16 protein-coding genes are annotated in these 24968 nt (G+C 56.6%); 12 read left to right on the top strand and 4 right to left on the bottom strand.

The genetic code is table 11. The features are described from left to right. The 9 genes from ABTV29_RS23990 to ABTV29_RS23950 all read left to right on the top strand — a co-directional run bounded on the left by ABTV29_RS23990 (window position 1) and on the right by ABTV29_RS23950 (window position 16653). Window positions 1-783, top strand: coding sequence for an ABC transporter permease (locus tag ABTV29_RS23990; protein WP_433767107.1), 783 nt, complete (start codon window positions 1-3; stop codon window positions 781-783). Continuing rightward, complete coding sequence (locus ABTV29_RS23985; RefSeq protein ID WP_433767106.1) at window positions 776-2521, top strand: ABC transporter ATP-binding protein; 1746 nt, start codon at window positions 776-778, stop codon at window positions 2519-2521. The genes ABTV29_RS23990 and ABTV29_RS23985 overlap by 8 nt, the downstream gene beginning before the upstream one ends. Next, a complete protein-coding gene (locus ABTV29_RS23980) occupies window positions 2518-5448 on the top strand; it encodes a methyltransferase domain-containing protein (RefSeq protein ID WP_433767105.1) in 2931 nt (976 codons plus the stop codon). The genes ABTV29_RS23985 and ABTV29_RS23980 overlap by 4 nt, the downstream gene beginning before the upstream one ends. Then, a complete protein-coding gene (locus ABTV29_RS23975; RefSeq protein WP_433767104.1) occupies window positions 5448-6809 on the top strand; it encodes a glycosyltransferase in 1362 nt (453 codons plus the stop codon). The genes ABTV29_RS23980 and ABTV29_RS23975 overlap by 1 nt, the downstream gene beginning before the upstream one ends. Beyond that, window positions 6809-11038, top strand: a complete 4230-nt coding sequence (locus ABTV29_RS23970) for a D-glucuronyl C5-epimerase family protein (RefSeq protein WP_433767103.1) — start codon at window positions 6809-6811, stop codon at window positions 11036-11038. The genes ABTV29_RS23975 and ABTV29_RS23970 overlap by 1 nt, the downstream gene beginning before the upstream one ends. 5 nt (window positions 11039-11043) lie before the next feature. Further along, window positions 11044-12963, top strand: coding sequence for an asparagine synthase (glutamine-hydrolyzing) (gene asnB, locus ABTV29_RS23965; protein WP_433767102.1), 1920 nt, complete (start codon window positions 11044-11046; stop codon window positions 12961-12963). Then, a complete protein-coding gene (locus tag ABTV29_RS23960) occupies window positions 12953-14191 on the top strand; it encodes a glycosyltransferase (RefSeq protein WP_433767101.1) in 1239 nt (412 codons plus the stop codon). Before asnB ends, ABTV29_RS23960 begins: the two co-directional genes overlap by 11 nt. An 8-nt stretch (window positions 14192-14199) precedes the next feature. Beyond that, a complete protein-coding gene (locus tag ABTV29_RS23955; protein ID WP_433767100.1) occupies window positions 14200-15429 on the top strand; it encodes a glycosyltransferase family 4 protein in 1230 nt (409 codons plus the stop codon). 360 nt (window positions 15430-15789) lie between these two features. Next, window positions 15790-16653 carry a DMT family transporter gene (locus ABTV29_RS23950; RefSeq protein ID WP_433767099.1) on the top strand — a complete coding sequence of 288 codons (864 nt, stop codon included), beginning with the start codon at window positions 15790-15792 and terminating at the stop codon, window positions 16651-16653. Window positions 16654-16758: 105 nt separating this feature from the next. Here the strand turns inward: ABTV29_RS23950 and ABTV29_RS23945 are convergent, their stop codons facing one another. The 4 genes from ABTV29_RS23945 to ABTV29_RS23930 all read right to left on the bottom strand — a co-directional run bounded on the left by ABTV29_RS23945 (window position 16759) and on the right by ABTV29_RS23930 (window position 20896). Beyond that, complete coding sequence (locus ABTV29_RS23945) at window positions 16759-17697, bottom strand: LysR family transcriptional regulator (RefSeq protein ID WP_433767098.1); 939 nt, start codon at window positions 17695-17697, stop codon at window positions 16759-16761. Between the two features lie 69 nt (window positions 17698-17766). Continuing rightward, a complete protein-coding gene (locus ABTV29_RS23940; protein WP_433767097.1) occupies window positions 17767-19296 on the bottom strand; it encodes a tripartite tricarboxylate transporter permease in 1530 nt (509 codons plus the stop codon). After that, window positions 19293-19826 (bottom strand): tripartite tricarboxylate transporter TctB family protein, encoded by a 534-nt coding sequence (locus tag ABTV29_RS23935; protein ID WP_433767096.1) that lies wholly within the window; start codon window positions 19824-19826, stop codon window positions 19293-19295. The genes ABTV29_RS23940 and ABTV29_RS23935 overlap by 4 nt, the downstream gene beginning before the upstream one ends. A gap of 53 nt (window positions 19827-19879) precedes the next feature. Continuing rightward, a complete protein-coding gene (locus ABTV29_RS23930) occupies window positions 19880-20896 on the bottom strand; it encodes a Bug family tripartite tricarboxylate transporter substrate binding protein (protein ID WP_433767095.1) in 1017 nt (338 codons plus the stop codon). A gap of 498 nt (window positions 20897-21394) precedes the next feature. On the opposite strand from ABTV29_RS23930, the gene ABTV29_RS23925 reads away from it, so the two are divergent. Genes ABTV29_RS23925 through ABTV29_RS23915 form a run of 3 tightly spaced genes read left to right on the top strand, consistent with a single transcriptional unit; the run spans window position 21395 to window position 24700 of the window. Continuing rightward, window positions 21395-22735 carry an MFS transporter gene (locus ABTV29_RS23925; RefSeq protein WP_433767093.1) on the top strand — a complete coding sequence of 447 codons (1341 nt, stop codon included), beginning with the start codon at window positions 21395-21397 and terminating at the stop codon, window positions 22733-22735. Further along, complete coding sequence (locus ABTV29_RS23920) at window positions 22728-23699, top strand: amidohydrolase family protein (RefSeq protein ID WP_433767092.1); 972 nt, start codon at window positions 22728-22730, stop codon at window positions 23697-23699. Before ABTV29_RS23925 ends, ABTV29_RS23920 begins: the two co-directional genes overlap by 8 nt. Next, the gene (locus tag ABTV29_RS23915; protein ID WP_433767091.1) at window positions 23696-24700 is read left to right on the top strand and encodes a 4-hydroxythreonine-4-phosphate dehydrogenase PdxA; all 1005 of its coding nucleotides are present in this window, start codon (window positions 23696-23698) and stop codon (window positions 24698-24700) included. The genes ABTV29_RS23920 and ABTV29_RS23915 overlap by 4 nt, the downstream gene beginning before the upstream one ends. The last annotated feature ends 268 nt before the right edge of the window (window positions 24701-24968 follow it).

Here is a 24968-nt window from a genome sequence, read left to right as displayed (position 1 = left end):
ATGAAAGCTTTCCTGACTCTGATACGCCATCGCCGTCTTTTGCTCTCCACCGTTGGGCAAGGACTTCGTGGGCGTACCAGCGGTAATGTGCTCGGGGCAATCTGGTTGCTTCTCTATCCCCTGCTTTTCCTGGGCATGTACAGCTTGGTATTTGTCCAGATTTTGCAGGTCAGAATGCCGGGTATGGGCACGCCGGATTACATACTTGTGGTGTTCTCCGGTCTCGTTCCCTTTCTTGCTTTCGCTGAAGCGTTCAGTGTGGGTACCACCAGCGTGGTGGCTAACAGGGGATTGTTGATGAACACCCTGTTCCCGATCGAGCTGGTGGTGGCCCGGGATGTGTTCATTGGCCATTCCACCATGGGCATGGGGATGCTTCTGGTGTGGGGTGCCGTTCTGTACCTGCATGGGCCGCAGTGGACGCACTTGATGGTTCCCGTCATTTATCTGTTGCAGATTTTCATGGTGCTGGGACTGGTCTGGATTACCTCCACATTGACTGTCTTTTTCCGTGATCTTCAACAGGCCTTGCCAATCATTGTCCTGTTCCTGATGTTGGTTTCGCCGATTGCGTACACGGCCAGTATGGTTCCCGAGGGCATGAAAGCGATTGTGCATTTCAATCCACTCGCCTGGCTCATGGAGCTTTATCGAAGCTGTTTGATAGACGGCGTCATTCCTGTGAAACAGTTGGGGGTTTTTGCGTTGTTCTCACTGATGCTGTTTCTGGCGGGGCACAAACTGATTTCTAGACTCAAGCCACTATTTGCCGACTATGTCTGAGTTCGCGGTCTCCATCAAAAATGTGAGCAAGAGCTTTCGCCGGTTTCAGAGCCCTGGCTGGAGGGCTTTGGATGCGCTGGGGCTTCCTGTCTCGAAGAGGCGTTTCGATGTTTTCGATGCGCTGAAAAATATTGATCTCGAAATAGGTCGTGGCGAGAGAGTTGCCCTGATCGGTCGCAATGGCGCGGGCAAAAGTACGTTGCTACGTCTTATCGCCGGGCAAATGAAAGCCGATGAAGGTGTCATTCAGGTCAATGGCCAGGTTCAGGCTTTGATGAGCCTGGGTACCGGTTTTCATCCAGACTTCAACGCAATCCAGAACATCGAGTCGGCGCTGGCGTATCAAGGCGTGTCCCGTTCGAGGCTCGATGAGTGTCTGGAAGAAATCATTGAGTTCACCGAGCTTGATAACTTCCTGCATCGTCCGGTGAAGGAATATTCCTCTGGCATGTATGCGCGGCTCGCGTTCGCTGTTGCGACATCAATCATTCCCGAAGTCCTGATCATCGATGAAGTGTTGGGGGCCGGTGACGCCTACTTCATGGGTAAATGCATACAGCGCATGAAGGCACTGACCAGTCAGGGGGCAACAATCATCTTTGTTTCCCATGACATTGGCTCGGTACAGATGCTGTGTGATCGCGGGATCTGGCTCGATCACGGGAAGATTCGACAGGACGGTGATCTTCTGCCGGTGAGCAAGGCTTATCTGGCCTCGGTCAGGGAAGAGGAGGAAAAACGGGTCCGTGCCAAGAGCATGTCGCTGACCCGCGGGCAAGTCGCTTCCATGATGAACAGTACCGATGAGATCAGTTTGCTTCGTCTTATCAGTGCTCAGGGCGGTGCACCCAAGACGCCATTGACTCTGGCATCGGTTGCGTTCGGTGACTCCCGGGGCAAGCAGGGCCGGTTCGATACGCAGGATGGCTTGTCGAACGGTTCGGGCCCTATAGTCGATCCTCAGTTCATGAACTGGAAAAAAATAAGCGACGGCTGGCAGTTTGGCGACTTCGGCGGACGCTATCTGCACGCGCCCCTGCAAGTCCAATGGGACGGCAAGCGTCATCCTTCTTCTTGGGTTGAACTCAAATTCAAGTCCAGTCCTGATACCGTGCTTGCCCTGGAGCAGTTCGATACAGAGATTGGAGAGTATGTGAGGCTCGCCGAAATCGCTGCCGATGAATCGCAAGAGTGGAAGCTTCTCCGAGCGGAGCTATGCGCTGGCGAAGAGGATGACGCAACTGCTTCATTGTTGGCGGAGTTGCCACAGTTGAGCCACGATGATCGCTATGGCAGCGGCGAAGTAGTCATTACCGGATTTGGTTTCTTCGATGGACAAGAGGTGCCACGGCACACTTTGATCAGCGGCGAGACCGCGAGCGCATTATTAGCCTATTCGGCGACCTCCCAAGTGCGCGATCCCATCCCGGTTGTCGCTATCTATCGGCCGGATGGAACTTGTGCAATGCAGGTCATTGCCAGTTTGAGTGGTCAGCATTTCTCAAAGCTGGAAGGCCGTGGCGGCATTCGAGTCAAATTTGATCCCCTGTTTCTCGGTCCTGGCGATTATCTGGTATCGGTTGCCTTGTTCAGGGAGCTGAATCTGGCGTCTTCCATTGAGCCGGCAGCTTATGATTTACATGACCGTTGCTATGCGCTGAAAGTGCTCCCTCCGCACGGGATTCAAGTACAAATCGGCTGTGTCAATCAACCCGCCACCTGGGAACAATTGTCATGAGCCAGGATATTCGTCTTTATCAAAGTGCGCAGATATGGGACCAACCCATGCAGATTGGCCAACGCAATCTGCTGGCCGCTCTCCTGGACTTTTGGCCTCGTTCGGTCGCCAGTGCACTGGATGTTGGGTGTGGTGATGGAAAGTTAAGTGCCATCATCGCGCAAACCACGGGGACGCATTTCACTGGTTTGGACAGTAGTGCTGAAGCATTGTCGCGCTTGCCTTACCCGGGAGTGCTTGGGGACGCGACATCCTTGCCATTCGAAGACGGTGCATTCGACTCGGTAATAACCACCGATGCGCTGGAGCACATGCCCGATCACGAAGAGCAAATCGCCTGGAGTGAATTGTTTCGGGTTGCTCGGAATTGGGTGATGGTCGCTGTCCCTTTCCGAGAGGAGATGCTGGACGCCACCTCGATCTGCAATTCCTGTGGGCACGCCTACCATGTCAATTGGCATCAGCGTGCCTACGATATCGCTGACCTGCACCGTAAAGCCCCCTTGGGCTGGCATGTGACTGCCAGCGTAATCTCAGGTGAGCCATGGACGCAGATGCTGCCTTTGGAAACACGTTTCAGGCACGAACATCTTGGAGAAGCGGCAGGGTGGGAAAGCGCAATATGCCCACATTGCGGTGCCGGCGGACATTGCGGGACATCACCGACGCCTCTTGCCTCGTTGAATGCCGCTGCCTTGGGACAAGCGGTTTATGAAGATCTGCGCATTGGCCGATACTGGCGAAGCCACAGTGAAGTCCTGGTTGTGTTCTCGCGCCAAAAGGACTTTCACGTCCAGGTGCCACTTGCGTTAGCGCAGGGCATGTCGGCCACAGAGTTCCAACCATCGAATCCTCCCGTCCTGGACCTGCTGCCTTATCCGCAAGTATCTCAATACGTTGTGGTCGATGATTTATGGCGGGTTCAGTTACCACTTTACGCTGATCAATCGCGACTGCACGTCCGTCGAGTTCCGGGTAGTACCGAGCCGTTGACGTTGAGGGTTGAAGACGCGTTTGGTGTGCTGTTTGACGCTTTGGCACTGGAGGCTGATCAGAACGAGGCAACGCTGGAATTTGGCAGAGTCATTGTGCCTGGTTACTACGGTGTACTTGTAACGTTGAAGGCAGGATCACCGCTACTCAGTTTGAGCCTGGAAAAGGGGCCTCAAATCCTGAGACTTAGTCGACCAGATGACGCAAAGGTCGGCTATTTCATCGATCGATACGCCGGGGTGCCGCTTTATATCCAGGTAGTCGAACCCTTATGGCTTGATCCAGAAATGTATGACGCCTGGCGTGTGCCGGGTGAACTGGCGATCGCCAGTGTTCTGGATCAAATGGAGATCCAGTTCACAGCACTCAAAGAGTCGCTCGCATTGGCCAGCCAGTCTGCAGGGCTGGCGTCAGCTCAAAAGTTGGAAGAAAAAGTAGAACGCTTTGCTATTGCGATACAAAACCTTGAGCAAGAGCGCGATGCACTCCTGATAAGAGCCAGGGAAGCAGACTCCCAATCGGTGCAATTACAGAATCTGAAGGCGGAGCGCGATGCCTTGCTGGCGAAGGCTCGTGCATCGGATGTCCAGGCGGTGGAACTGCAAAACCTGAGCGTCGAGCGCGACGCCTTGCTGGCGAAGGCCCGCATCGCGGATGCCCAGGCGGTGGAGCTGCAGAACCTGAGCGCGGAACGCGATGCCTTGCTGGCGAAGGCCCGCACGGCAGATGCCCAGGCGGTGGAGTTGCAAAACCTGAGCGCGGAACGCGATGCCTTGCTGGCGAAGGCCCGCACGGCAGATGCCCAGGCGGTGGAGTTGCAAAACCTGAGCGCGGAACGCGATGCCTTGCTGGCGAAGGCCCGCAAGGCGGATGCCCAGGCGGTTGAACTGCAAAACCTGAGCGCGGAACGCGACGCCCTGTTGGCGAAGGCCCGCACGGCGGATGCCCAGGCGGTTGAGCTGCAAAACCTGAGCGCGGAACGCGACGCCCTGTTGGCGAAGGCCCACACGGCGGATACCCAGGCGGTGGAACTGCAAAACCTGAGCGCGGAACGCGATACCTTGCAGGCGAAGGCCCGCACGGCGGATGCCCAGGCGGTGGAACTGCAAAACCTGAGCGCGGAACGCGATACCTTGCAGGCGAAGGCCCGCACGGCGGATGCCCAGGCGGTTGAGCTGCAAAACCTGAGCGCGGAACGCGATACCTTGCAGGCGAGGGCCCGCACGGCGGATGCCCAGGCGGTTGAGCTGCAAAACCTGAGCGCGGAGCGTGACGCCTTGCTGGTGAAAACCCGGGCGACAGATGCCTTGGCGGTGGCGTTGCAGAATCTGACAGCAGAGCGCGACACATTGCTATCAAGAGCCGAGGAAGCCAATCGGCTCGCGGTGGATTTGCAGAATGTTACCGCCGAACGAGATGCGTTGATGCGTATTGCATCTGATGCCAATCGGATTGAGGTACAAAATCAGAACCTGACTTATGAGTTGCAGATTCTCCGTCGCAGGGCGGAAGAGTGTGAAGTACTGGAAGTCAAGCTGCAGAACCTCGAAGCCAGTCACGAAGAACTTTTGGTCAAGGCATTGAATGCCGACCGACTGGCAGTGGTAATACAGGAAGTTGAAGAGCAAAACGAAATCCAGCGTATGCATCTGAGAGAAGCAGGCGAGCAGGCGGTCGCCTTGCAAGCGTTGGTTGCAAAGCATCAGCAAATACTTGAGGAACTGGAGCATACGAAAGAACGAGCTCAGCAATCCGATAAACTTGCTGAAGAGCGGGACGCTCTGACACAGCGCTATCACCAGTTGGAAGCCGAAGCCGCAGAGCAAATGGCACAACTTAATAATTTGAATATGAATATTGAAAATCGGCTCGGTAGCTTTGCCAGGAGGCATCTTGGAAAAATTCGCCATCGAGTTTCGACAGGGGAAAACTAATGGCGCGCGTCTTAATGCTTTGCCACGACCAACATCTCGATCGTCGAGTGGTCGCACAAGCACAAACACTAATCAAGGCAGGCCATTCAGTACGGCTTCTGGCCTTGTCCTATGATGCGGATACTCATACCGAAGAAATGCCCGAGGGGATTGATCTCACTCGTATCGGATTGTCCGACATCATTCCGGAAAATGAAACCTACCTCGCTTATATTGCGCGCCAACATAGTTTTAACAACATTTTAAATAAGCTGGCCAATCGTTATCCAAAACATACATCGTTATTTTCCAAGGGTTTTACATGGGCAAGTAAGGTTAATTGGGAGCTTTATAAGTTATTGTTGTTGAAGCGCTATCGTAATCGAACATTGCATGATCCTTTGCCGTTCCGTTCTGCTTTCGTTAAACATGGCGAAATGTACAAGAGCGATCTGGTACAGGTCCATGACTTGCCTGCCTTGGAAGCCGGCGTTGAGCTGGCTGGCAAGTGGAATGTGCCGCTGGTTTATGATGCTCATGAGCTTTATCCGGAGCAGAAATCCTTCTCAGGTAAACAGCGCAGGATTTGTTCGGATACCGAGGCTCGTTTAATTAAAAAAGCGAATTTGGTGTTTGCAGTCAATGAGTCGATTGGAGAGGAAATGGCATCCCGCTATGCCATTGAGAAGCCTCTGACACTGCTCAATGCCATCGATCCAGTGCCGGAGTTCGATGGTCAGGCCAGCTACGACTTGCTGCGTGAAAAACTGAATCTTGCTCAAGACCGAAAAATCCTGTTGTTTCAAGGTGGTTTTTCTCCATTCAGAAACCTGGAGTTTCTGATCGAAGCGATGGCCTATGTGAAAAACAAGGACGTAGCACTCGTAATGATGGGTTTTGGAACATACGGCGAACTGCTAAAGGCAAAGGCAGAGCGTCTAAAGTTGTTGGATTCCAATGTGTACTTTATGGCGGCGGTCCCGCAAGTCGAGTTGTTGCAGCATAGTGCCTCAGCCGATGTGGGTATTATTCCTTACCCGCATGTTGATCTGAATTCGTATTTTTGTACGCCTAACAAGCTGTTTGAGTTCATACAGGCAGGTTTGCCAATCCTTGCCAATGATTCTCCTGAATTGAATCGCTTTGTTCAGGGTAATAGTTTCGGGATGACTCATAAAATGGACAAGCCGAAGGATATAGCAATGGCTATTGATGCGGCATTTTTGTCCCCAGAACTCAATGCCTGGAAAAAGAGCTTGATAGAGAAGCGCTCTTTGTTGACCTGGAAGTCGCAGGAAAGCGTCTATGGCGATTCTGTAGAAGAGTTACTCCCCGTCGCTTCCAAAGTATTAGAAACGAATTTGCAGTTAGGAGTTGTTTGATGTCATCGCTTTTCAAATATTCAAGTCGTGGGATGCTTGCGCTTGTTTTTTGCGTTGGTATGTATTTCCCTTCTACTGCCTGCGTTGCTTCTGAGGTGTTGAAGAGCCAAACCGATGTTGATCGTGCCGAGCACTCGCTGGATGGACATGGGATTCCCGTATTGAAAATAAAGGGTCTGGGTGTTGTGAATCATCCCGCCTGGACTGCTCTCTATGCACTAGGTTATGGCGGGGTCGAGAATTACGAGCCCTCGTTGGGACTCAAGCCAGATGACCAGAAGTTTGCAGCGACAATACAATGGCTGACTGATAACTTGCAGCAAAACAAGCAGGGGCAGTGGGTTTGGATTTATAAGTTTGACAGTACCTACAATGATGTCAGCATCAAAGCCCCTTGGAGTAGTGCGTTTGCGCAGGCAACAGGTATCCAGGCGCTGTTGGCGTATTGGAAAAAAACTGGGGATGACAAGTATTTGAGTGTCGCGAAAAAAGCGGCCGAATCGCTGTTCGTTCCCATCAGTAAGGGCGGACTATTGTTCACCTCGAATGATGATGTTTGGTTCGAGGAAATCCCAAGTTCAAGTGCCAACCCTTCGCATATTCTCAATGGAAATATGCGCACCCTGCTGGCTTTGAAAGAACTGGTTGATGCCACGAAAGACGCACGCTATCAAGATTGGTTGGATAAAGGCCTGGCGACGCTCGAACGTTGGCTCCCACGCTACGATAATGGCTATTGGCTGCGCTACGATTTGGGTTCTCGTTCAAAAGACATACTGTTTCGTTTTGCCAATCCATATGGTTTCGCAAACCCTGATCTTGCAGTAAATAAAATCAAACTACGTGATCCCATCAGTGGCAACGAGGTCGTTCTAGATGTCGGGCAATCCGGGGACGGTAAGGGGGCACTGCGTATTGCAGGCAACGATTGGGGCAAGGTCGAAACGGTAGACGGACGAGAGGTACGCAGGCTTGCCCCAGCCAAAAGTGAGCGGGAACCCTTGGACAGTGAGGGGCAACTGGTTTCACCATACAGCTATTTTTATTTGCAATTGCCTAAAGGCACTGCCAATAACCTGCGACTGCAGAACTATGAGCTCTCAATCGATTATTATGACGAGAGCCCCGGTAATATTGCTGTTCAGATGCGAAGCATTGCACCTGGAAGTTCAACATTCAGGAACATGCGCGACGGTGATTTACTGTTAACTGGTTCAAAAACATGGCGTGAGTGGAAGGTGCCTGTCAGGCCTGTTGACTTGGGCTATTACAGCGGGAAAATCTATGCTGCCAAGCATGCCGAGTACCTTCGTGGACTGGCCTCGTTTAGCAAGCCACTAGAGGTGTGGAGTGACATCGCGCAGAGCTATTTAAATTCTGTGACCAAGAAGGCGGATGACTATAAAGTTGTCGAGCCGGTTCCTGCAAATCCGGTAAAGTCTACTCCTTTGGCTCCTGGATACGTACTTGACAGCAAAGGTGTGATACAGGCCCGCCTAGCATCAAAAAACGCTAAGTTTCTTTCCAATGGTGAGTTCGATAGAAGCGTCAATCCTTTTGGTAAAGCCGTTTACCACCCTTTCGTTGTAGCTGACCAATTGTTGAACGGGGATGAAACCGAACGTAAGAAGTACCTCAAAAAAATACCCGAAACGGTCAAGCGTCAGCCTGCTCTGGATTGGATGTTAAATCCAAAAAACCAGTTTCGGTTCACGGATGCGACAACTTATCGCTACATGTTCGATAGCAGTTATAACGACGTAGCAACCAAGGCTCCTTGGTCATCAGCCTTTAGTCAGGCCTATAACATCAAGGCATTGATTTATGCTGATCAAAATATGAAGCAGGAGAAGGACCTGAAGCCCCTTGTCTTGCGCCTGGCCAAGGCTTATGAGCACCCGACAGAAGAGGGTGGGCTGGCGAGCGTATCTAGTCGCAATGGCACTTTTTTTGAAGAGGTACCTGGTAATAGCCATATTTTGAATGCCCATCTAATCAGCATTACAGAGTTGGCGGCTGCCAATGACTATCTCAAAAGCGACGAAGTCAATGAACTGGTCGAGCAAGGTCTCGCCAGCCTCAAACAGCATTTGCATAGTTATGATGCGGGATATTGGCTGCGCTATGATCAAAATCCGAAGAAGAGTCTGTTGTTTCAGATTGATTGGTTAAAGGGCTCAAAGTCACCATTGATCGATGAGGTCCGTTTCGAGGACCCTCGAACAATGACTGCCACCGCAGTGGACGTAGGCCTGGAGATTGATGCAAATGGTACGTCCAAGATCTCAGGGCTGGATTGGCAAGCGCCAGTGACGGTCGACGGCCGTACTGTTCGTGAGTTCAGCAATGGCTATACCTTGCGAGACAAACCTGCCCCAGGCGGTCTTCGTCATAATGCGTTCCTTAGCATGACTCTACCTGAGTCAATGCCAGCAGACTTGTTTGATGTTCAGTCTCACAAACTGGTTATTCGTTATAAAGATGTAGCCGCGGGCGAATTTGCCATCAAGATTCAAGCGATCAATGAAGGCAACACAACCATGTTTGTTCCTTTACATGGGAGCGTGTTGCGTACGGTTGGTGACAATCAATGGAAAGAAGCCGAATTTACGGTGCGCCCGCAAGATATGGGTTGGTACAAGGGTGTTGACTACCAGAAATTCGAAGTCGAGCAGCTTTCCAGAGTGGCCGAGCGTAGCAAGGACCCTTTCCTTTCCCAGTTTGTGCAGCGGCAGCGATACTTTATGGATGCTAAAGCTGGAGGAGCTGATGTGATCATTTCCAAGGATGAGCCAGTCTCGGAAAGTAGTGGCGAGCAACGCATAGAACTTAAAGTTATCAGTTCGTCAGGGACCTATCCGGAATTCGGGTATGAAAACTCTCTCGACGGTGTAACTGATAATAATTACACCGCGGAACTTGAAGGCCAAGGGCAGCATTTTGTCGCCGTTGAACTTTCGGAGTCTCTCAATGAATTCGTCGTTAAAGTGCAGGGTGAGAGCGACAGCAACTATCCAGCAGTAATCCAAGTCTTTGAATCTGACGCCACGGGCGCGAAAGGGAAAGAGCTTGCATCGCTCAAGCGTCAACAGAAACCTTTGTCCGCCTTGAAAATCAAGAGTAAAAAACCAGTTAAGTATATGAGGCTTGAGTTCTCAGAGCTCAAAGGTCAGCCCCGTGGCTTGTTTCGTCTTATCGAAGTAAAACGAGGGAATGCAGTATTGGCGACTCGCCAAGTGGAGCCAAAGCCTTTTTTGGGCGCCTACGACAAAGCTAATCCGTTGAATATCTTTCGGAGTCCAATTTCTCTTAGTGTTAAAAAGAAGTCGGATCATCTCGCGGCCGGTTTGAAATCGGATCATGAGAAGGTAATGAAATTCATGTCTTACATAGACGGATTTCAAGTGGGTACTCCAAACTCAACAACACCTGACGCGATCATCAAAGAGCGCCTGGGTGCCTGCGGCGAATTTACCAATGTGCTGCTTGCGCTGAGTGCAGCGCAGGGAATGCCGGGTCGTTACATAAATATGCATAACTACCCAAAGGCCGATGGACATACGGTCGCTGAGATAAAAGTTGATGGTAAATGGCGGCTCTATGATCCGACATACTCTGCTTATTACACATCAAGCGAGAAAACCAGGGGCGATGCACTGGGTTTTGACGAAATCGTCGCAAGATACAAGTCAGGTGCTAATGTTTTTGCCGCACTGGGCAACAGTCGGGCTGGAGAACATCGGTTTACCGGGCGTAAGATTTTTACCGAGGCATCACCTGCCGGGGTTATCGGGCCTAACCATCCAATGATGTTTCCGCTTGAACTGGACTTGAAAAGCAATAACAGTTTGTCCGATGTCGATTTCGGGCCTGAGAATCAAGGTGCCAATTATATCGGTGCGGCATCGACCAACCAGCAACAGCGTTGGTTGCTGAAAGGACTTACGGCAGGCAAGCAGTATGTTTTTGTTATCGAGCCCAAAGAGTTGGGTGTTGACCCAAGTTCTGAACCTCCTGTGTTCAATGCCAGTGCCAAAATCGTCAGTGGTTCGTCTAAAACCAATCAAACTCATGCATTTGATTTTTCCAGCGGTTCGGTTGAACCCTGGAGTATTCCTTTCACTGCCGATTCAAACAATGTGGTAGTGGAGTTGAAACATGATTATCGCGGTCCAGACTATCGCTATATGAAGATTAAAAGTTACACGTTAAAGTCCTTGGAGGGATAGTTCGGATGTGTGGAATTACTGGTGTTCTTACCAATGCAGGTTCTCCAGCCGAACTGCAAGCCAATTTATTGAAGATGATGGACTCCGTCAGCCACCGCGGACCCGACGGTGAAGGCGTCTGGCTGGACCCTGCACGTCCCGTGGCGTTGGGGCATCGACGCCTGGCGATTATCGATCCGGAGCACGGCAAGCAACCGATGACGACAGAGGACGGTCGCTACACGATCGTTTTCAACGGTGCGATCTACAACTATCTGGAATTGCGTCGTGAGTTGATCGGTCGTGGTCATCCGCTGCACAGCTATTCGGATACCGAAGTTCTGCTCTACGCCTTTCACGAGTGGGGCGAGCGCTGTGTTGACCGTCTGTTGGGCATGTTTGCCTTTGCGATCTGGGATCGCGCCGAACAACGTCTGTTCTGCGCCCGGGATCGTATTGGCATCAAGCCGTTCTATTACCACTTCGATGGTCGCAAATTAAGTTTCGCCTCCGAGATCAAGGCGTTGTTTGCCGACGGCAGTGTGAAGGCCGAATCGAACGCCAACGGCCTTCAGGATTACCTGACATTCCAGTTCTGCCTCAATGAAAAAACGCTGTTCAAAGGCGTACAAAAACTGGAACCAGGTCATCACCTCAATGCCTGGTACGAGGGTGACCAGCTCAAGGTCAAGACGCGGCAGTACTGGGACCTGGAATTCGATATCGATGAAAGCCACGATGAGCGTTACTTCATCGATAACCTGGCGGCGTTGATCGAGGACTCCGTGCGCATGCACTTGCGTTCGGACGTTCCATTGGGGGCGCACCTGTCAGGTGGCCTGGATTCCAGCTCCGTGGTTTGCCTGGCGTCCAGAATGCTGGGCGGCGAGCAACTGAAAACCTTCACCGGAGCCTTCCGCGAGGGCCCGCAGTTCGACGAAACGGGGCACGCCAAAGTGGTGTCTGCCTTCGCCGGCACCCAATACAACGAGATCTTCATTCCGGGCAATGAACTGCCCGATATGCTGCCCAAGCTGATGCACTACATGGACGAGCCATTGGCGGGTCCAGGTGTCATCCCGCAATACTACGTGTCGCGTCTGGCGGGTGAGCAAGTGAAGGTCGTGCTGGGCGGGCAGGGCGGTGACGAGCTGTTCGTCGGCTACGCCCGCTACATGGCCGCCTACCTCGAAAAATGCTTGTCCGGGGCGATCAACGAAACGTCGAATCAGCATCGTTACGCGGTGTCGCTGGAGTCCATCATCCCCAACTTGCCGCTGCTCAAGACGTATCAGCCGATGCTTCAGGGGCTGTGGCGCGAAGGCTTGTTCTCGTCGGCCGATCAGCGTTACTTCCGCCTCATCGACCGCAGCGAAGGCATGTCGCACCTGTTCAACCAAGGGGCCTTCGACAAGGATTATTCGCCGTTCGAGGCCTACCAGAAGATCTTCAATCGCGAAGGGCTGCATTCGCTGGTCAACCAAATGACCTACTTTGACCTCAAGGGCTCCATGCCGGCGCTGCTGCACGTTGAAGATCGCACCAGCATGGCGGCCTCTATCGAGTCGCGAGTTCCTTTGCTTGATCACCGTATCGTCGAGTTCATGGCGCGTGTTCCGCCGAATATCAAATTCGCCGGCGGACGCATGAAGCATCTGTTCAAGGAATCTGTGCGCAACATCGTTCCGGAGCAGATCTTCGAGCGCAAGGACAAAATGGGTTTCCCTACGCCATTGGCTGCATGGACCAAGGGTGTAGCTCGCGACTTCGTGCGCGATACGCTCCTGTCTGACCGGGCGCGTCAGCGCGGTTTGTACAACGTTGAAGCGGTAGAGAAGGCACTCGACAGCGAGCGTGAGTTCGGTCGTGTGGTCTGGGGCTTGCTGTGCCTCGAACTTTGGCATCGCAACTTTATCGACGGGGATGTTGCGCTTAATGCCCGTTGAAGGCTCTGTTGCCAACCGTTCGATTCTCATGCTTTGCAATGATCGGCAGATTGATCGACGCATTCTCCTGCAGGCGGACAGCCTGGAGGAGGCGGGTTGGCAAGTGCGCATTCTGGCGATGCCGCTGGATGAGCCGGCCAACGATGATCCCCGGGTTTCTCGTGTCGGGCAGGGTGCCTCGCAAACGGCGACGCGCGAGAACCGGGTGTTGTCGGCATATCGGTTTGTACGTCGCTATTTGAGTATGAATGGCGGCGTCATGCGTGTTCTCAAGGCAATGGCCTGGCGCTTTTTGGTCGACCAGGAGCGGTTCTATCTGCGCCTGTTTCTCGACGAGGCCCGGCAGATGCGGGCTGACGTGGTGGTAGCCCACGATTTGCCGATGCTGGCCGTGGGGCGGGCGCTGGCCGCCGAGTTCTCCGCTAGCCTGGTGTACGACAGTCACGAGCTGTATTGCGAACAGGAGTTCAGCCGGGCTCAGGGGCGCAATTGGGCCGTGATCGAGCAGCGACACATCGGCGCCTGCGATTTGGTGATCACCGTCAACCCGTCGATCGCCAGGGAACTGGAGCGACGCTATCACCTGGATGAGGTTCAGGTGATTCACAACGCCGAGCGAGCGCTGCCGTCAGCGCCACGCTCGTGGTACCTGCATGACCGCTTTGCCATTGATCGCAGCCACGCAATCCTGCTGTTCCAGGGGGGCTTGTCGGCAGGCCGTCATTTGCCGCAGCTGATCGATGCCATGGCACTGGTTAAATGCCAGACGGTGCATCTGGTGCTGCTGGGAGACGGTCAGTTGGGCGAGGCACTCAGAACCCAGGTCAAACGCCTGGGGCTGGAGAAGCGAGTGTTCCTGCATCCCGCCGTACCTCAGCGGGACTTGCTTGAGATCACGGCTGCCGCGGATGCCGGCGTTATTCCTTACCAGGCGATCTGCCTGAACAACTTTTATTGCACGCCCAACAAACTGTTCGAGTTCATCGCGGCTGGGCTGCCGATTCTGGCCAGCGACCTGCCTGAGTTGCGGCGCATTGTCAGTGGCAATGAGATTGGGCGGGTGGCGGATTTGTCGAGTGTCCCGTCGATGGCAAACAGCATCGACAGTTTTTTCAAGGATTATGGGCAGTTGCAGCTGTGGCGCGAGACCCTTTCAAGGGTGCGTCAACAGGTTAATTGGCAAGTTGAAGGTGCACGGCTGCAAGCACTGTATGAGCGTTTTCGATGAAGATTTGCATGGTTTACCAGTACTACCAGGGGCATGGGGCTCCCGGGCACTCGCTGGTTTATGAACTGACTCAGTTCCTGGCCCGGCGCGGCCATGAGGTGACTGTGGTCACAGGCGAGACCGGGTACATGCGCCGCGAAGCGATTACGCTTCCATGGTACAAGCGGCTCATGCGCAGAGAGTTGGACGGGCCGGTAAACGTCGTGCGCACCTACACCTACTCGGAACTCCACAAAAGTTACCTGGGGCGGTTGCTGAGTTTTCTGTCCTTCTCCCTGACCTGTCCCTTGGGGCTGTTATTCATGAGCCGTCCGGACGTGGTCATCGCGTCTTCGCCTCCAATTTTCCCTATGTTCTCCGTCTGGCTGGTGTGCAAGTTGCGTCGCATACCCATGGTGCTCGAAGTGCGCGATATCTGGCCCGAGTCTGCCGTTCAGATGGGGATCCTGCACAATCGCCATCTGATCCGGATCATGAGCTGGATCGAGCGGGTGCTGTATGACAAATCCCGACGTATCGTCGCCCTGACCGAGGGTATTCAGGTGAACATCCGTGATCGCGGGTGGCAGCATGACAAGGTGGAGTTGGTGACCTGTGGGGTCAATTTCGACCTGCTGCGCCCCGATGAGGCGCTGCGCCTGCAAACCCGGAAAAGCATGGACTGGGAACATCGAAAGGTCGTCATGTACTTCGGTGCGCTAGGGGAGGCCAACAACATCGCTGTCGTGCTCAGGGCTGCCCAGGCCCTGTTGTGTGAGCCTCAGGTGCTGTTTGTACTTGTCGGCGACGGGATGATGAGCCGATCCCTGAAGGCGATGGCGCAAGCCATGGAGCTGGATAACGTTCTGTTTCTCGATCCGGTGCCCAAGCACGAAGCCAACGCCTACCTCAATGCTGCGGATATCTGCCTGGTGACACTGCAAGACATCCCCCTGTTCGAAGGTGCCATTCCAACGAAGTTGCTGGATTACATGGCGTGTTCCAAGCCTGTCATCTGCGGTATTCGTGGTGAGGCGCAGCGGATCATGACAATGGCGGGAGCCGGATTGGTTTTCTCTCCCGATGATGATCAGGCGCTTGTCCGGTCCATCCTCGAACTGTGCGCCGACCCGGAGGGCGCCGCGAACATGGGAAGCAATGCGTTGGCTTACGTACGTGAGTTCTACTCGGCAAGTGCCTCGCAAAGCAAAATGGAAGGGATTTTGCGCGACGTGGTCCGGGAAGCCGAACTGCCGTAAATCCATGTCGCGACTTATTGCAATTCATGTCCAGCGCTGGTTATAGTCGGCGCTCGGTACTTCCATGTCACCGTCCATCTCATCAAAAAAGATCAGCACAATGCCTGCATCCCTCATCAACGCGGTAGTCGATTCAGCGGTCAACGCTGGCGTCGTGCCGTGCGGGAATCAGCAGCCTGTGCAGATCAGTCATTACCCCCCTCCTGTCAGTCGCACCCCAGTGTGCGCGGTGGTTTCACCGCCAGGTGTTGGCATTCGGGGCTGATCGGCGTTTTCTGCTGACCCCTGCCGCCCGCCAAAAAAACGACTGAATTTCAGCTTCGGCTGAGTTGGCTTTTTGCCTGACTACAGGTGGTATTCATGTTTGCTTTTTCTCGAAAGTCCGCGCTCGCGGCGGCTTCCACGAGCCTGTTCGTCCTGCTGTGGAGCAGTGGCGCGATCTTTTCCAAATGGGGCCTGGCCCACGCGTCACCCTTTGCCTTTTTGCTGTTTCGTTTCGTCATCGCCCTGTGCGGGCTGTTGCTGCTGGTGCCTTTGCTCAAGCTGAAGTTGCCCAAGGGTGGAAAACCGATGCAGTACGCGATGGCCACCGGCGTGGTGTTGTTGGGGGCGTATCAGATTTTCTATCTGCTGGCCCTGGACCTGAAAGTCACACCGGGGGTGATGGCGACGATCATGGGGGTTCAGCCGATTCTCACGGTGGTGATCATGGAGCGCCAGCGCTCGGCCAGCCGGATGTTCGGGCTGTGCCTGGGGCTGGCTGGGTTGATCATGGTGGTTTATCAGGGCATCGGTCTGGCGGGCATGTCATTGGCCGGGATGCTGTTCGGCCTGCTGGCGCTGGCGAGCATGACGTTCGGTTCGATCATGCAAAAGCGCATCACTGAAAATCCGCTCGGCACGCTGCCGGTGCAGTACCTCGCGGGACTGCTGTTGTGCGGGATATTCGTGCCGTTCCAGCCGTTTCATTTCGAACACACCAGCGGGTTTATCGTGCCGGTGTTGTGGATGGGGCTGGTGGTGTCGGTGCTGGCGACCTTGCTGCTGTATCGCCTGATCGCCCGGGGCAATCTGGTGAATGTCACCAGCCTGTTTTACCTGGTACCCGCGGTGACCGCTGTGATGGACTACCTGATTTTCGGCAACAAACTGGCGGCCTTGAGTCTGCTGGGGATGGTGCTGATCATCGTCGGCCTGGTCTTCGTGTTCCGTAAAGCAGCGTGAATGTGTAGGAGCGAGCCTGCTCGCGAAAAACGCCCAGACAACGCGGTGATTCAGACAGCACGCGTTATCGTTGACGTCCATCGCGAGCAGGCTCGCTCCTACAGTTCAGGCTTGTGCATGCTCGGCCCGCACCGAATGCATGAACGCCTGCATCGCCGACGATTGAATGCGATGGCGCCGGGTGATCAAGCCATAGGGCGGCAGTCGTGCTTCGAATTTGATGGGCAACACCGCCAGCAAGTCGCGGCCAGGGTAATCCTCCACTACCGACACCGGCGTCACGCCAAGCATGTCGGTCTGCTGGATCAACGAGAGCAGGGTCATGATCGAGGTGGTTTCGACGATGCTGCTGGGGATGTCGACCCGGGCATTGTGAAACACCTGGTTGATGATCGCGCGCATCGGGCTTGGATGTTGTTGCAGCACCCAGGTCTGGTTCTGCAATTCGGCCCAGCTCAGTTGGGTCTCCTTTGCCAGTGGATTCTGCGCGCCGCAAATCACGCACAGGGCTTCTTCACCCAGGCTGTCGAAGAGCAATTCTTCGGCCCGCGCCCCGACCGGGATGCGCCCGAGCACCACGTCCAGTTGATCCTGCAACAGCGCCTGCACCAGCACGTCGCTGGTGTCGACCTGAATGCTCATGGAGAGCCGCGGATGGCTCTGTTTCAAGGTCGCGATGGTACGAGTCAGCAAGCCCGACGCCAGCGCCGGAATGGCCCCGACGGCGACCCGGCCAAGGTTGCCCGATTCCAGCGCCACCAGTTCCTCGCGCATGCCGCTGAGTTCGGCAAAGACCATGCGCGCGTAGTAGATGACGGTTTCCCCGAACGGGGTCGAGCGCATGCCCCGGGGCAGGCGTTCGAAGAGTTCGACACCGAGCAGGTCCTCGGCTTCGTGCAGCATCTTGGTCGCTGCCGGCTGGGTCATGCCGATATGGTCGGCGGCGCGGCGCAACGAACCGAATTCCTGTAACGCCAGCATCAGGCGCAGTTGGCGCAGACGCAGTCGACTGTGGATCACATTGGCTACAGGAATTCGGGTCATGGGCCGCGCTCGCAAAAAAGACTGCGGCAAGCCTGACAACAAATGTCAGGCGTTGCCAGCATTGCTGTATCACAGCACCGATTTTGCCTTGGCGGCAGGGGATTTGCGCAAGGCCATCAGGCCCTGCAGCGCCTTGGAAATCAGCGGCCAGAACAGCATCAGCAGGGCTGCCGTGGTCAGGCTGCCCACCAATGGGTTGGACCAGAAGATTCCCAGTTGCCCATCCGAAAACAGCATCGACTGGCGGAACGCATCTTCCGCCTTGTCTCCCAGCACCGCCGCCAGCACCAGTGGCGCAATCGGGTAGCCAAGCTTCTTGAACAGATAACCCAGCGCACCGAAGCCCAGCATCAGCACCACGTCGAAGAACGAGTTGTGCACCGAGTAGGCACCGATGGCGCAGATCATGATGATGATCGGCGCGATGATCGAGAACGGAATGCGCAGGATCGAGGCGAACAACGGCACGGTGGCCAGCACCACGATCAGGCTCACCACGTTGCCCAGGTACATGCTCGCAATCAGCCCCCAGACAAAATCATGCTGCTCGACGAACAGCGTCGGGCCGGGATGCAATCCCCAGATCATCAGGCCGCCGAGCATCACCGCTGCCGTGGCCGAACCGGGAATGCCCAGGGTCAGCATCGGCAGCAGGGCGCTGGTACCGGCGGCATGGTCGGCGGTTTCCGGGGCGATCACCCCTTCGACTTCGCCCTTGCCGAAGTTGTCGCGGTTCTTCGAGAAGCGCCGGGCCAGGCTGTAGCTCATGAACGAGGCCGCCGTCGGCCCGCCGGGGGTGATGCCCATCCAGCAACCGACCAGCGTGCTGCGCACGATCGTCCACCAGTAGCGGGGCAACTTCGCCCAGGTGCGCAGAATCACCATCGGCGTGATGCGCGCATGTTCGCCACGGAACACCAGGCCTTCCTCCACGGTGCAGAGGATTTCGCCGATGCCGAACAGACCGATCACCGCCACTTCGAAGCTGATGCCGGTCATCAGCACAGGCTGGTCGAAGGTCAGGCGCAGGTTGCCGGACACGGTGTCCATGCCGACCGCCGCCATGGCGAAGCCGATCATCATCGCCACCAAGGTTTTCAGCGGCGGGTTCTTGCTCATGCCGATGAAGGTGCAGAACGCCAATAGGTACACCGCGAAGAACTCCGGCGAACTGAAGGACATGGCGAATTCGGCAATCCGTGTCGACAGGAACGTCAGCAGCAATACGCCGCACAGGGCTCCGATCAGCGCCGAACTGAAGGCGGCAGTAAGGGCCTCGGCGGCGCGGCCTTCACGGGCCATCGGGTAGCCGTCGAAGGTGGTCGCCACCGATGAAGGTTCACCGGGAATGTTGAACAGAATCGAGGTGATCGAACCGCCGAACAACGCCCCCCAATACATGCACGACAGCAAAATGATCGCCGACACCGGCGACATGGTGAACGTCAGCGGCAGCAGCAACGCCACGCCATTGGGGGCGCCGAGGCCGGGCAACACGCCGACCAGAATGCCCAGCAGCACGCCGACCACCATCAGACCGATGTGGCCCGGGGTCAGGATCAGGTTCATGCCTTGCAGCAGGGAATCGAATTCGCTCATTTGAAATGTCTCCCGAGCAGGGCAACCAAGTCGCCCAGGGGACCTGCATCCAGCGGGACCTTGAACCACAGCGCGAACACCAGATAGCTGAACAGTGCCGCGCCGAGGGACACGCTGGCGATCATCCACTTGCCATAGGGTTTGGCGCGCACGGTGTCACGCCACATGAACCAGGCGATGAACACGACAGATGCCAGGTAGATGCCGGTGAACGGCATGGCGCCGACGAACAGGGCAATCGGCACGAACACCGACATCACTTGCCGGAACGCGCCGCGGCTGACGAATGCCACGCTCAGGGCCTGCCAGCGCACCAGGGCCAATACGCCATTGGCGATGCTGGCGGCGCTCAACAGCAGGCCGATGTAGAAGGGGAAATAACCCGGCTCGGGGCCGGCGTCGCCCCAGCCGATACCTTGTTCGTAACTGCCGAACATCACCACCAGACCCAGCAGGGTGGTGAACAATGCCAGGCAGAGTTCGACCCAACGGGTGCCGACCAGCGCCGGTGAATCCGAAGAATGGGACATGAAAACGTCTCCAGCAGGTGACGGCCGCCCGTGGGTGAGCGGCCGCGGCAACTTTAGTTTTTCAGCCAGCCGGCTTCCTTGAACACCGGCGTGACACGGGCGGTGTCATTTTCGATGTAGGCGGTCAGTGGCTCGCCTTCGAGGAAGGTCGGCACCAAAGCGTTCTGCTTGACGTAGGCCTTGAACTCCGGAGTCTCGGTGACTTTGCGCATCAGCTCGACATAGAACGCGCGCTGCTCGGCGCTGATATCGCCGGGCATGAACACGGTGCGCGGGAAGCGGTACTGATCGATGCCCAGGCCCTGCTCATGGCAGGTGGGTACGTCGGCCCAGGATTTATCGCCGGCGACTTTGTCGGTGTAGGCCATGCGCTCCTTGCTGAACACGCACAGCGGTTCGACCTGATCGCCGCGCCATTGGCTGATGCTTTCGCTGGGATTGTTGACGTTGGCGGCGATGTGTTTGCCGGCCAGCTGCGTGGCGGCCTCGCTGCCGCTCTTGAAGGGGATGTACACCAGTTTGCTGTTGTTGGTCTGGTTCAACAGCAGGGTCAGGGTCTGGTCGACATCCTTGGACTGGCTGCCGCCCATGCGCAGGTTCGAAGGGTCGGCCTTGACCGCGTCGTAGAAACCTTTCGCGTCTTTCCAGGGCGCGCCCTTGTAGCTCCAGAGAATGAAGTCATCCTCGGCCACGGCAGCAATCGGCGTCAGTTCCTGCCATTGGTAGCCGAGCTTGGACACCAGCGGCAACAGGTAGATGTTGTTGGTGCCGATCACCAGTTTCTCGGCATCGCCCTTGTTCATCTTCATGTCGAGGAATGCTTCGGCGCCATTGCCACCGCCCTTGTTGAGGACGATGGTGTTCACATCGAGCAGCTTGTGGGTGGTGATGATCGACTGGATCAGGCGCCCTAGCTGGTCGGTACCGCCACCAGGGCCGCCGGCGACGACGATCTCGACGTTCTTGTCGGGCTGCCAGGCAGCCTGGGCGAGGGTGGGGAGGGCGCCTGCGGTGAGCAGGGTGCAGCCAAGAAACAGACGGGAAGTGCGACGGACGAATGCATTTCGCATGATGGAATGGCCTCGTTTTTGTGTTTTTTGTAATTGTTATGAGTGGCTTGTCGCAGCGCGAAAGCCGCAAGCCTGGCCCGAGTGTGGGAACGTCGTGTCGCCGCGTCTACTCAAAACAATACATACACCGATAGCCAGGGGTTATAGCTGGCGGGTGCAAAGGCCGAAGTGCTTGAGCAATGGCCCGGAATAGAGCAGTTTCCGTAATAAGTGGAAACAGTGCTTGCGAGCTGAAAGCCCAGTGAAAGCGGGGCATGCCATAACTTGAGGCTATCGCCGTATTTCCAGGTTTGATTAGACGGTTATCGCTGGGCCTTCGATAGTGCTCACCAACACCGCTTTCCACTGTAGGAGCGAGCTTGCTCGCGATGGTCGTTAACGATGACATGGGGTGCCTGACACTCCGTGGTGCTCTCAGGTTCATCGCGAGCAAGCTCGCTCCTACAGAAAGCGGCGGCAATGTTGTCCCCGACAAAAATAATAAAAGAGGTACGCACCATGGCTCGTCCCAGTGCTTCCCTGCAGTTGCCCGGCGCCACCGCTCCGTCCGCCGCCGCAGCAACCCCGCAGGCCGCCACCCTCAAGGCCAGCAATGTGCGCTGGCGGATCTTCGCGATCATCTTTGCGCTGACCATGGTCAACCTCATCGACCGTGTGTCGTTGTCCATCGCCATGCCCACCATCGCCCACGAGTTTTCCCTGTCACCGAGCATGCAAGGGCTGATCCTCAGCAGCTTTTTCTGGGCCTACGCGTTGTTGCAGATTCCCGGTGGCTGGTTGATCGATCGCTACGGCCCGCATCGGGTGATCGGGTGGTCCACCGGATTGTGGGGCACGTTCCAGGTGCTGGCGGCCTTTGCCACCGGTGGCCTGTCGCTGCTGTTTGCCCGCGTGGCGCTGGGGGCCTCGGAGGCGCCGTTGTTCCCTTCCGGCGGCAAACTGATTTCCCTGTGGCTGGCGCCCAGCGAGCGCAGTCGCGGCGCGGTGCTGATGGACAGCGGCAGCCCGCTGGGCGTGGCACTGGGCGGGTTGATCATCGCCTTTCTGATTGCCTCGCTCGACTCCTGGCGCCTGGCGTTCGTGATTGCCGGCGTCGCGACCCTGGCGCTGGCCTGGCTGGCGTGGCGCTATCTGCGTGATGACCCCAACAGCCACCCGCAGGTCAATGCGCTGGAACTGGAAAAGATCAACGCCGGGCGCGCCACGCCGGCCGCCGAAGCTGCCCGTGCGCCAGTGAAGGGTTTGGGTATCGCCATTCGTTCCCTGAGCGGCCTGCTGATCGGACGGGCCAGCTGGGCCATGGTGTATTTCGGTCTGCTGACCTGGGGGCCGAGTTATCTGTCCCAGGCACGCGGCTTTGATATCAAGGGCATTGGCGCAGCGACTTTCGTGATTTTCATCTGCGGCGCCCTGGGCTCGCTGACCGGCGGTTTTCTCTGCGATGGCTTGATCCGCAAAGGCGTGCGGCGCGGGGTGGCGGTCAAGAGCCTGCTGGCGTTCTCCGGCCTGGTGGCCCTCGGCGCCTTCCTGCTGTTGCCGACCCTGAGCGATCCCTATGCCGCCGTGGCGCTGTTGGCCCTGACCGCGTTTTTCCTGATGTGGGGCAGTCTCTACTGGAGCTTCCCGGCGTTGCTGGCGGCCCCGGCGCGGGTCGGCCTGATTGGCGGCGTCATGAACATGGCCGGCAGCACCGGTGGTATCGCGGTGCCGATCCTGGTGGGCGTGATCGTGCAAATGAGCGGTGGCTTCGCCCCGGTACTGGGTTTCTTCGCGGTGTGTTCGGCAGTGTTCGTGCTCGCCACCCTGTTCATCAGCCTGGATGAGGTGCGTCATGCCTGAGTCTTCGTCCCGAAGCCTTTGGAAAGGCCCGATCATCGACGCCCATCATCACTTCTGGGATCCGACGGTCAATCACCATCCGTGGCTCGCGCCAGAGGCAAACATCCCGTTCCGCTACGGCGATTACAGTGCGATCAAGCGTCGTTATTTTCCCGAAGATTATTTCGCCGATGCCGGTCCCCACAACGTCGTGCAAACGGTGTACATCGAGACCGAGTGGGACCCGCAGGACCCGATTGGCGAAACCCGTTTCATCGAGCAACTGGCCGCCCGTTATGGCGTGCCCAACGCCATCGTCGCCCAGGCCTGGCTCGATCATCCGGACGCCATCGCGGTGCTCGCCGAGCAGGCCGCATTCAAGTGTGTGCGCAGCGTGCGGCACAAACCCGGTGGCCCGACAAGGCCGGCTGAGGTTGGCCATGTGCGCACCCTGATGAGCAATGAACACTGGCGCCGCAGCTATGCAGCGCTGCAAGGCCTGGGCCTGCATTTCGATTTGCAGACGCCCTGGTGGAACCTGCACGAAGCCGAACGGCTGGCCCGGGACTTCCCCGGCACCACGCTGATCCTCAACCACGCCGGCCTGCCCAGCGATCGCAGCGCCGAAGGCCTGGCCGGCTGGCGCCTGGCAATGTCGCGGCTGGCCGAGTGGCCGAACGTGCAGGTGAAGATTTCCGGCCTCGGCCAGGCCGGTCGCGCATGGCGTGCCATCGACAACGCCTGGATCGTGCGGGAAGTGATCGCCATGTTCGGCAGCCCCCGGGTGATGTTCGCCAGCAACTTTCCGGTGGACAGCCTGTGCGGCTCCTTCGATGACATCTACAGCGGTTTCAAATCCATCGTCGCCGATCTGCCAGTGGCCGATCAGGAGCGACTGTTCTACAGCAACGCGCAGCGGGTCTATCGCTGCGAGCCTTGCGCCATCGACCGGGCGCGGCCTGAACCCTTGAGGAGTGAAGCATGAACAAGACAACCATCGCGATGGTCCTGGGGGACCCGGCAGGCATCGGCCCTGAGCTGATCGCCCGCCTGCTCGCCGAGCCACAGGTGCGCAGCCAGGCGCAGGTGATTCTGATCGCCGACGAGGCGGAAATGCGCCGCGGCATGGACATCGCCGGTGTGCAATTTCCCTATCGCCAGGTGGCGTCGCTGGAGCAGCTGTCGTTCGTCGACGACACGCCGCTGTTCTACGATTTTCGCGGTGATGCCGTCGGCGAATTCCCGCGCAGCGAAGCCAGTGTGATTGGTGGTCGCTACAGCCTCGACACCCTGGAAAAAGCCCTGCGCCTGACCGAGGCCGGGATCACCGATGCGGTGCTGTTCGGCCCGCTGAACAAGACTTCGCTGCACATGGCGGGCATGGCCCACAACGACGAGCTGCACTGGTTCGCCGAGCTGCTGGATTTCCACGGCCCGTTCTGCGAGTTCAACGTGCTCGACAACCTCTGGACTTCACGGGTGACGTCCCACGTGGCGCTGTCCGAGGTCTCGGGCCTGTTGAGTGAACAGCGGGTGGTGGAAGCGATTCAACTGATCGACACCGCGCTCAAGCGCAGCGGCCTGGAAAAACCGCGCATCGGCGTCTGTGGCCTGAACCCGCACAACGGCGACAACGGCTCGTTCGGACGCGAAGAACTGGACATCATCGGCCCCGCAGTACGCACGGCTCAAGCGCAGGGAATTGCCGCCGAAGGGCCGTATCCGGGGGACACGATTTTCCTCAAGGTCCAAGGCGATGCCAGTGCCTTCGACGCGGTGGTGACCATGTATCACGACCAGGGACAGATCGCGATCAAGTTGATGGGCTTCTCCCGTGGCGTCACCGTGCAGGGCGGCCTGCCAATCCCGATCACCACCCCGGCCCACGGCACCGCATTCGACATCGCGGGGCAGGGCAAGGCCAACGTCGGCGCAACACGCCAGGCATTCGAAATCGCCTGCCGGATGGGGGCTAACAGCTACTAAACGCAGTACCCCTGTGGGAGCGAGCCTGCTCGCGATGACGGCCTGCCAGACACCATTGCAGTGACTGTCATACCGCTATCGCGAGCAGGCTCGCTCCCACATTTCTTTGTACTGATCACAAAACCCTGCAACACCCCCAATCACTGTGGGAGCGAGCCTGCTCGCGATGACGGCTTGCCAGACACCATTGCAGTGACTGTCATACCGCTATCGCGAGCAGGCTCGCTCCCACATTTCTTTGTGCTGATCACAAAACCCTGCCACACCC

Source organism: Pseudomonas putida, from assembly GCF_050989985.1.
In the GTDB taxonomy this organism is placed as follows: Bacteria; Pseudomonadota; Gammaproteobacteria; order Pseudomonadales; family Pseudomonadaceae; genus Aquipseudomonas; species Aquipseudomonas putida_AI.
This window is presented reverse-complemented; position numbering and strand designations above follow the sequence as displayed.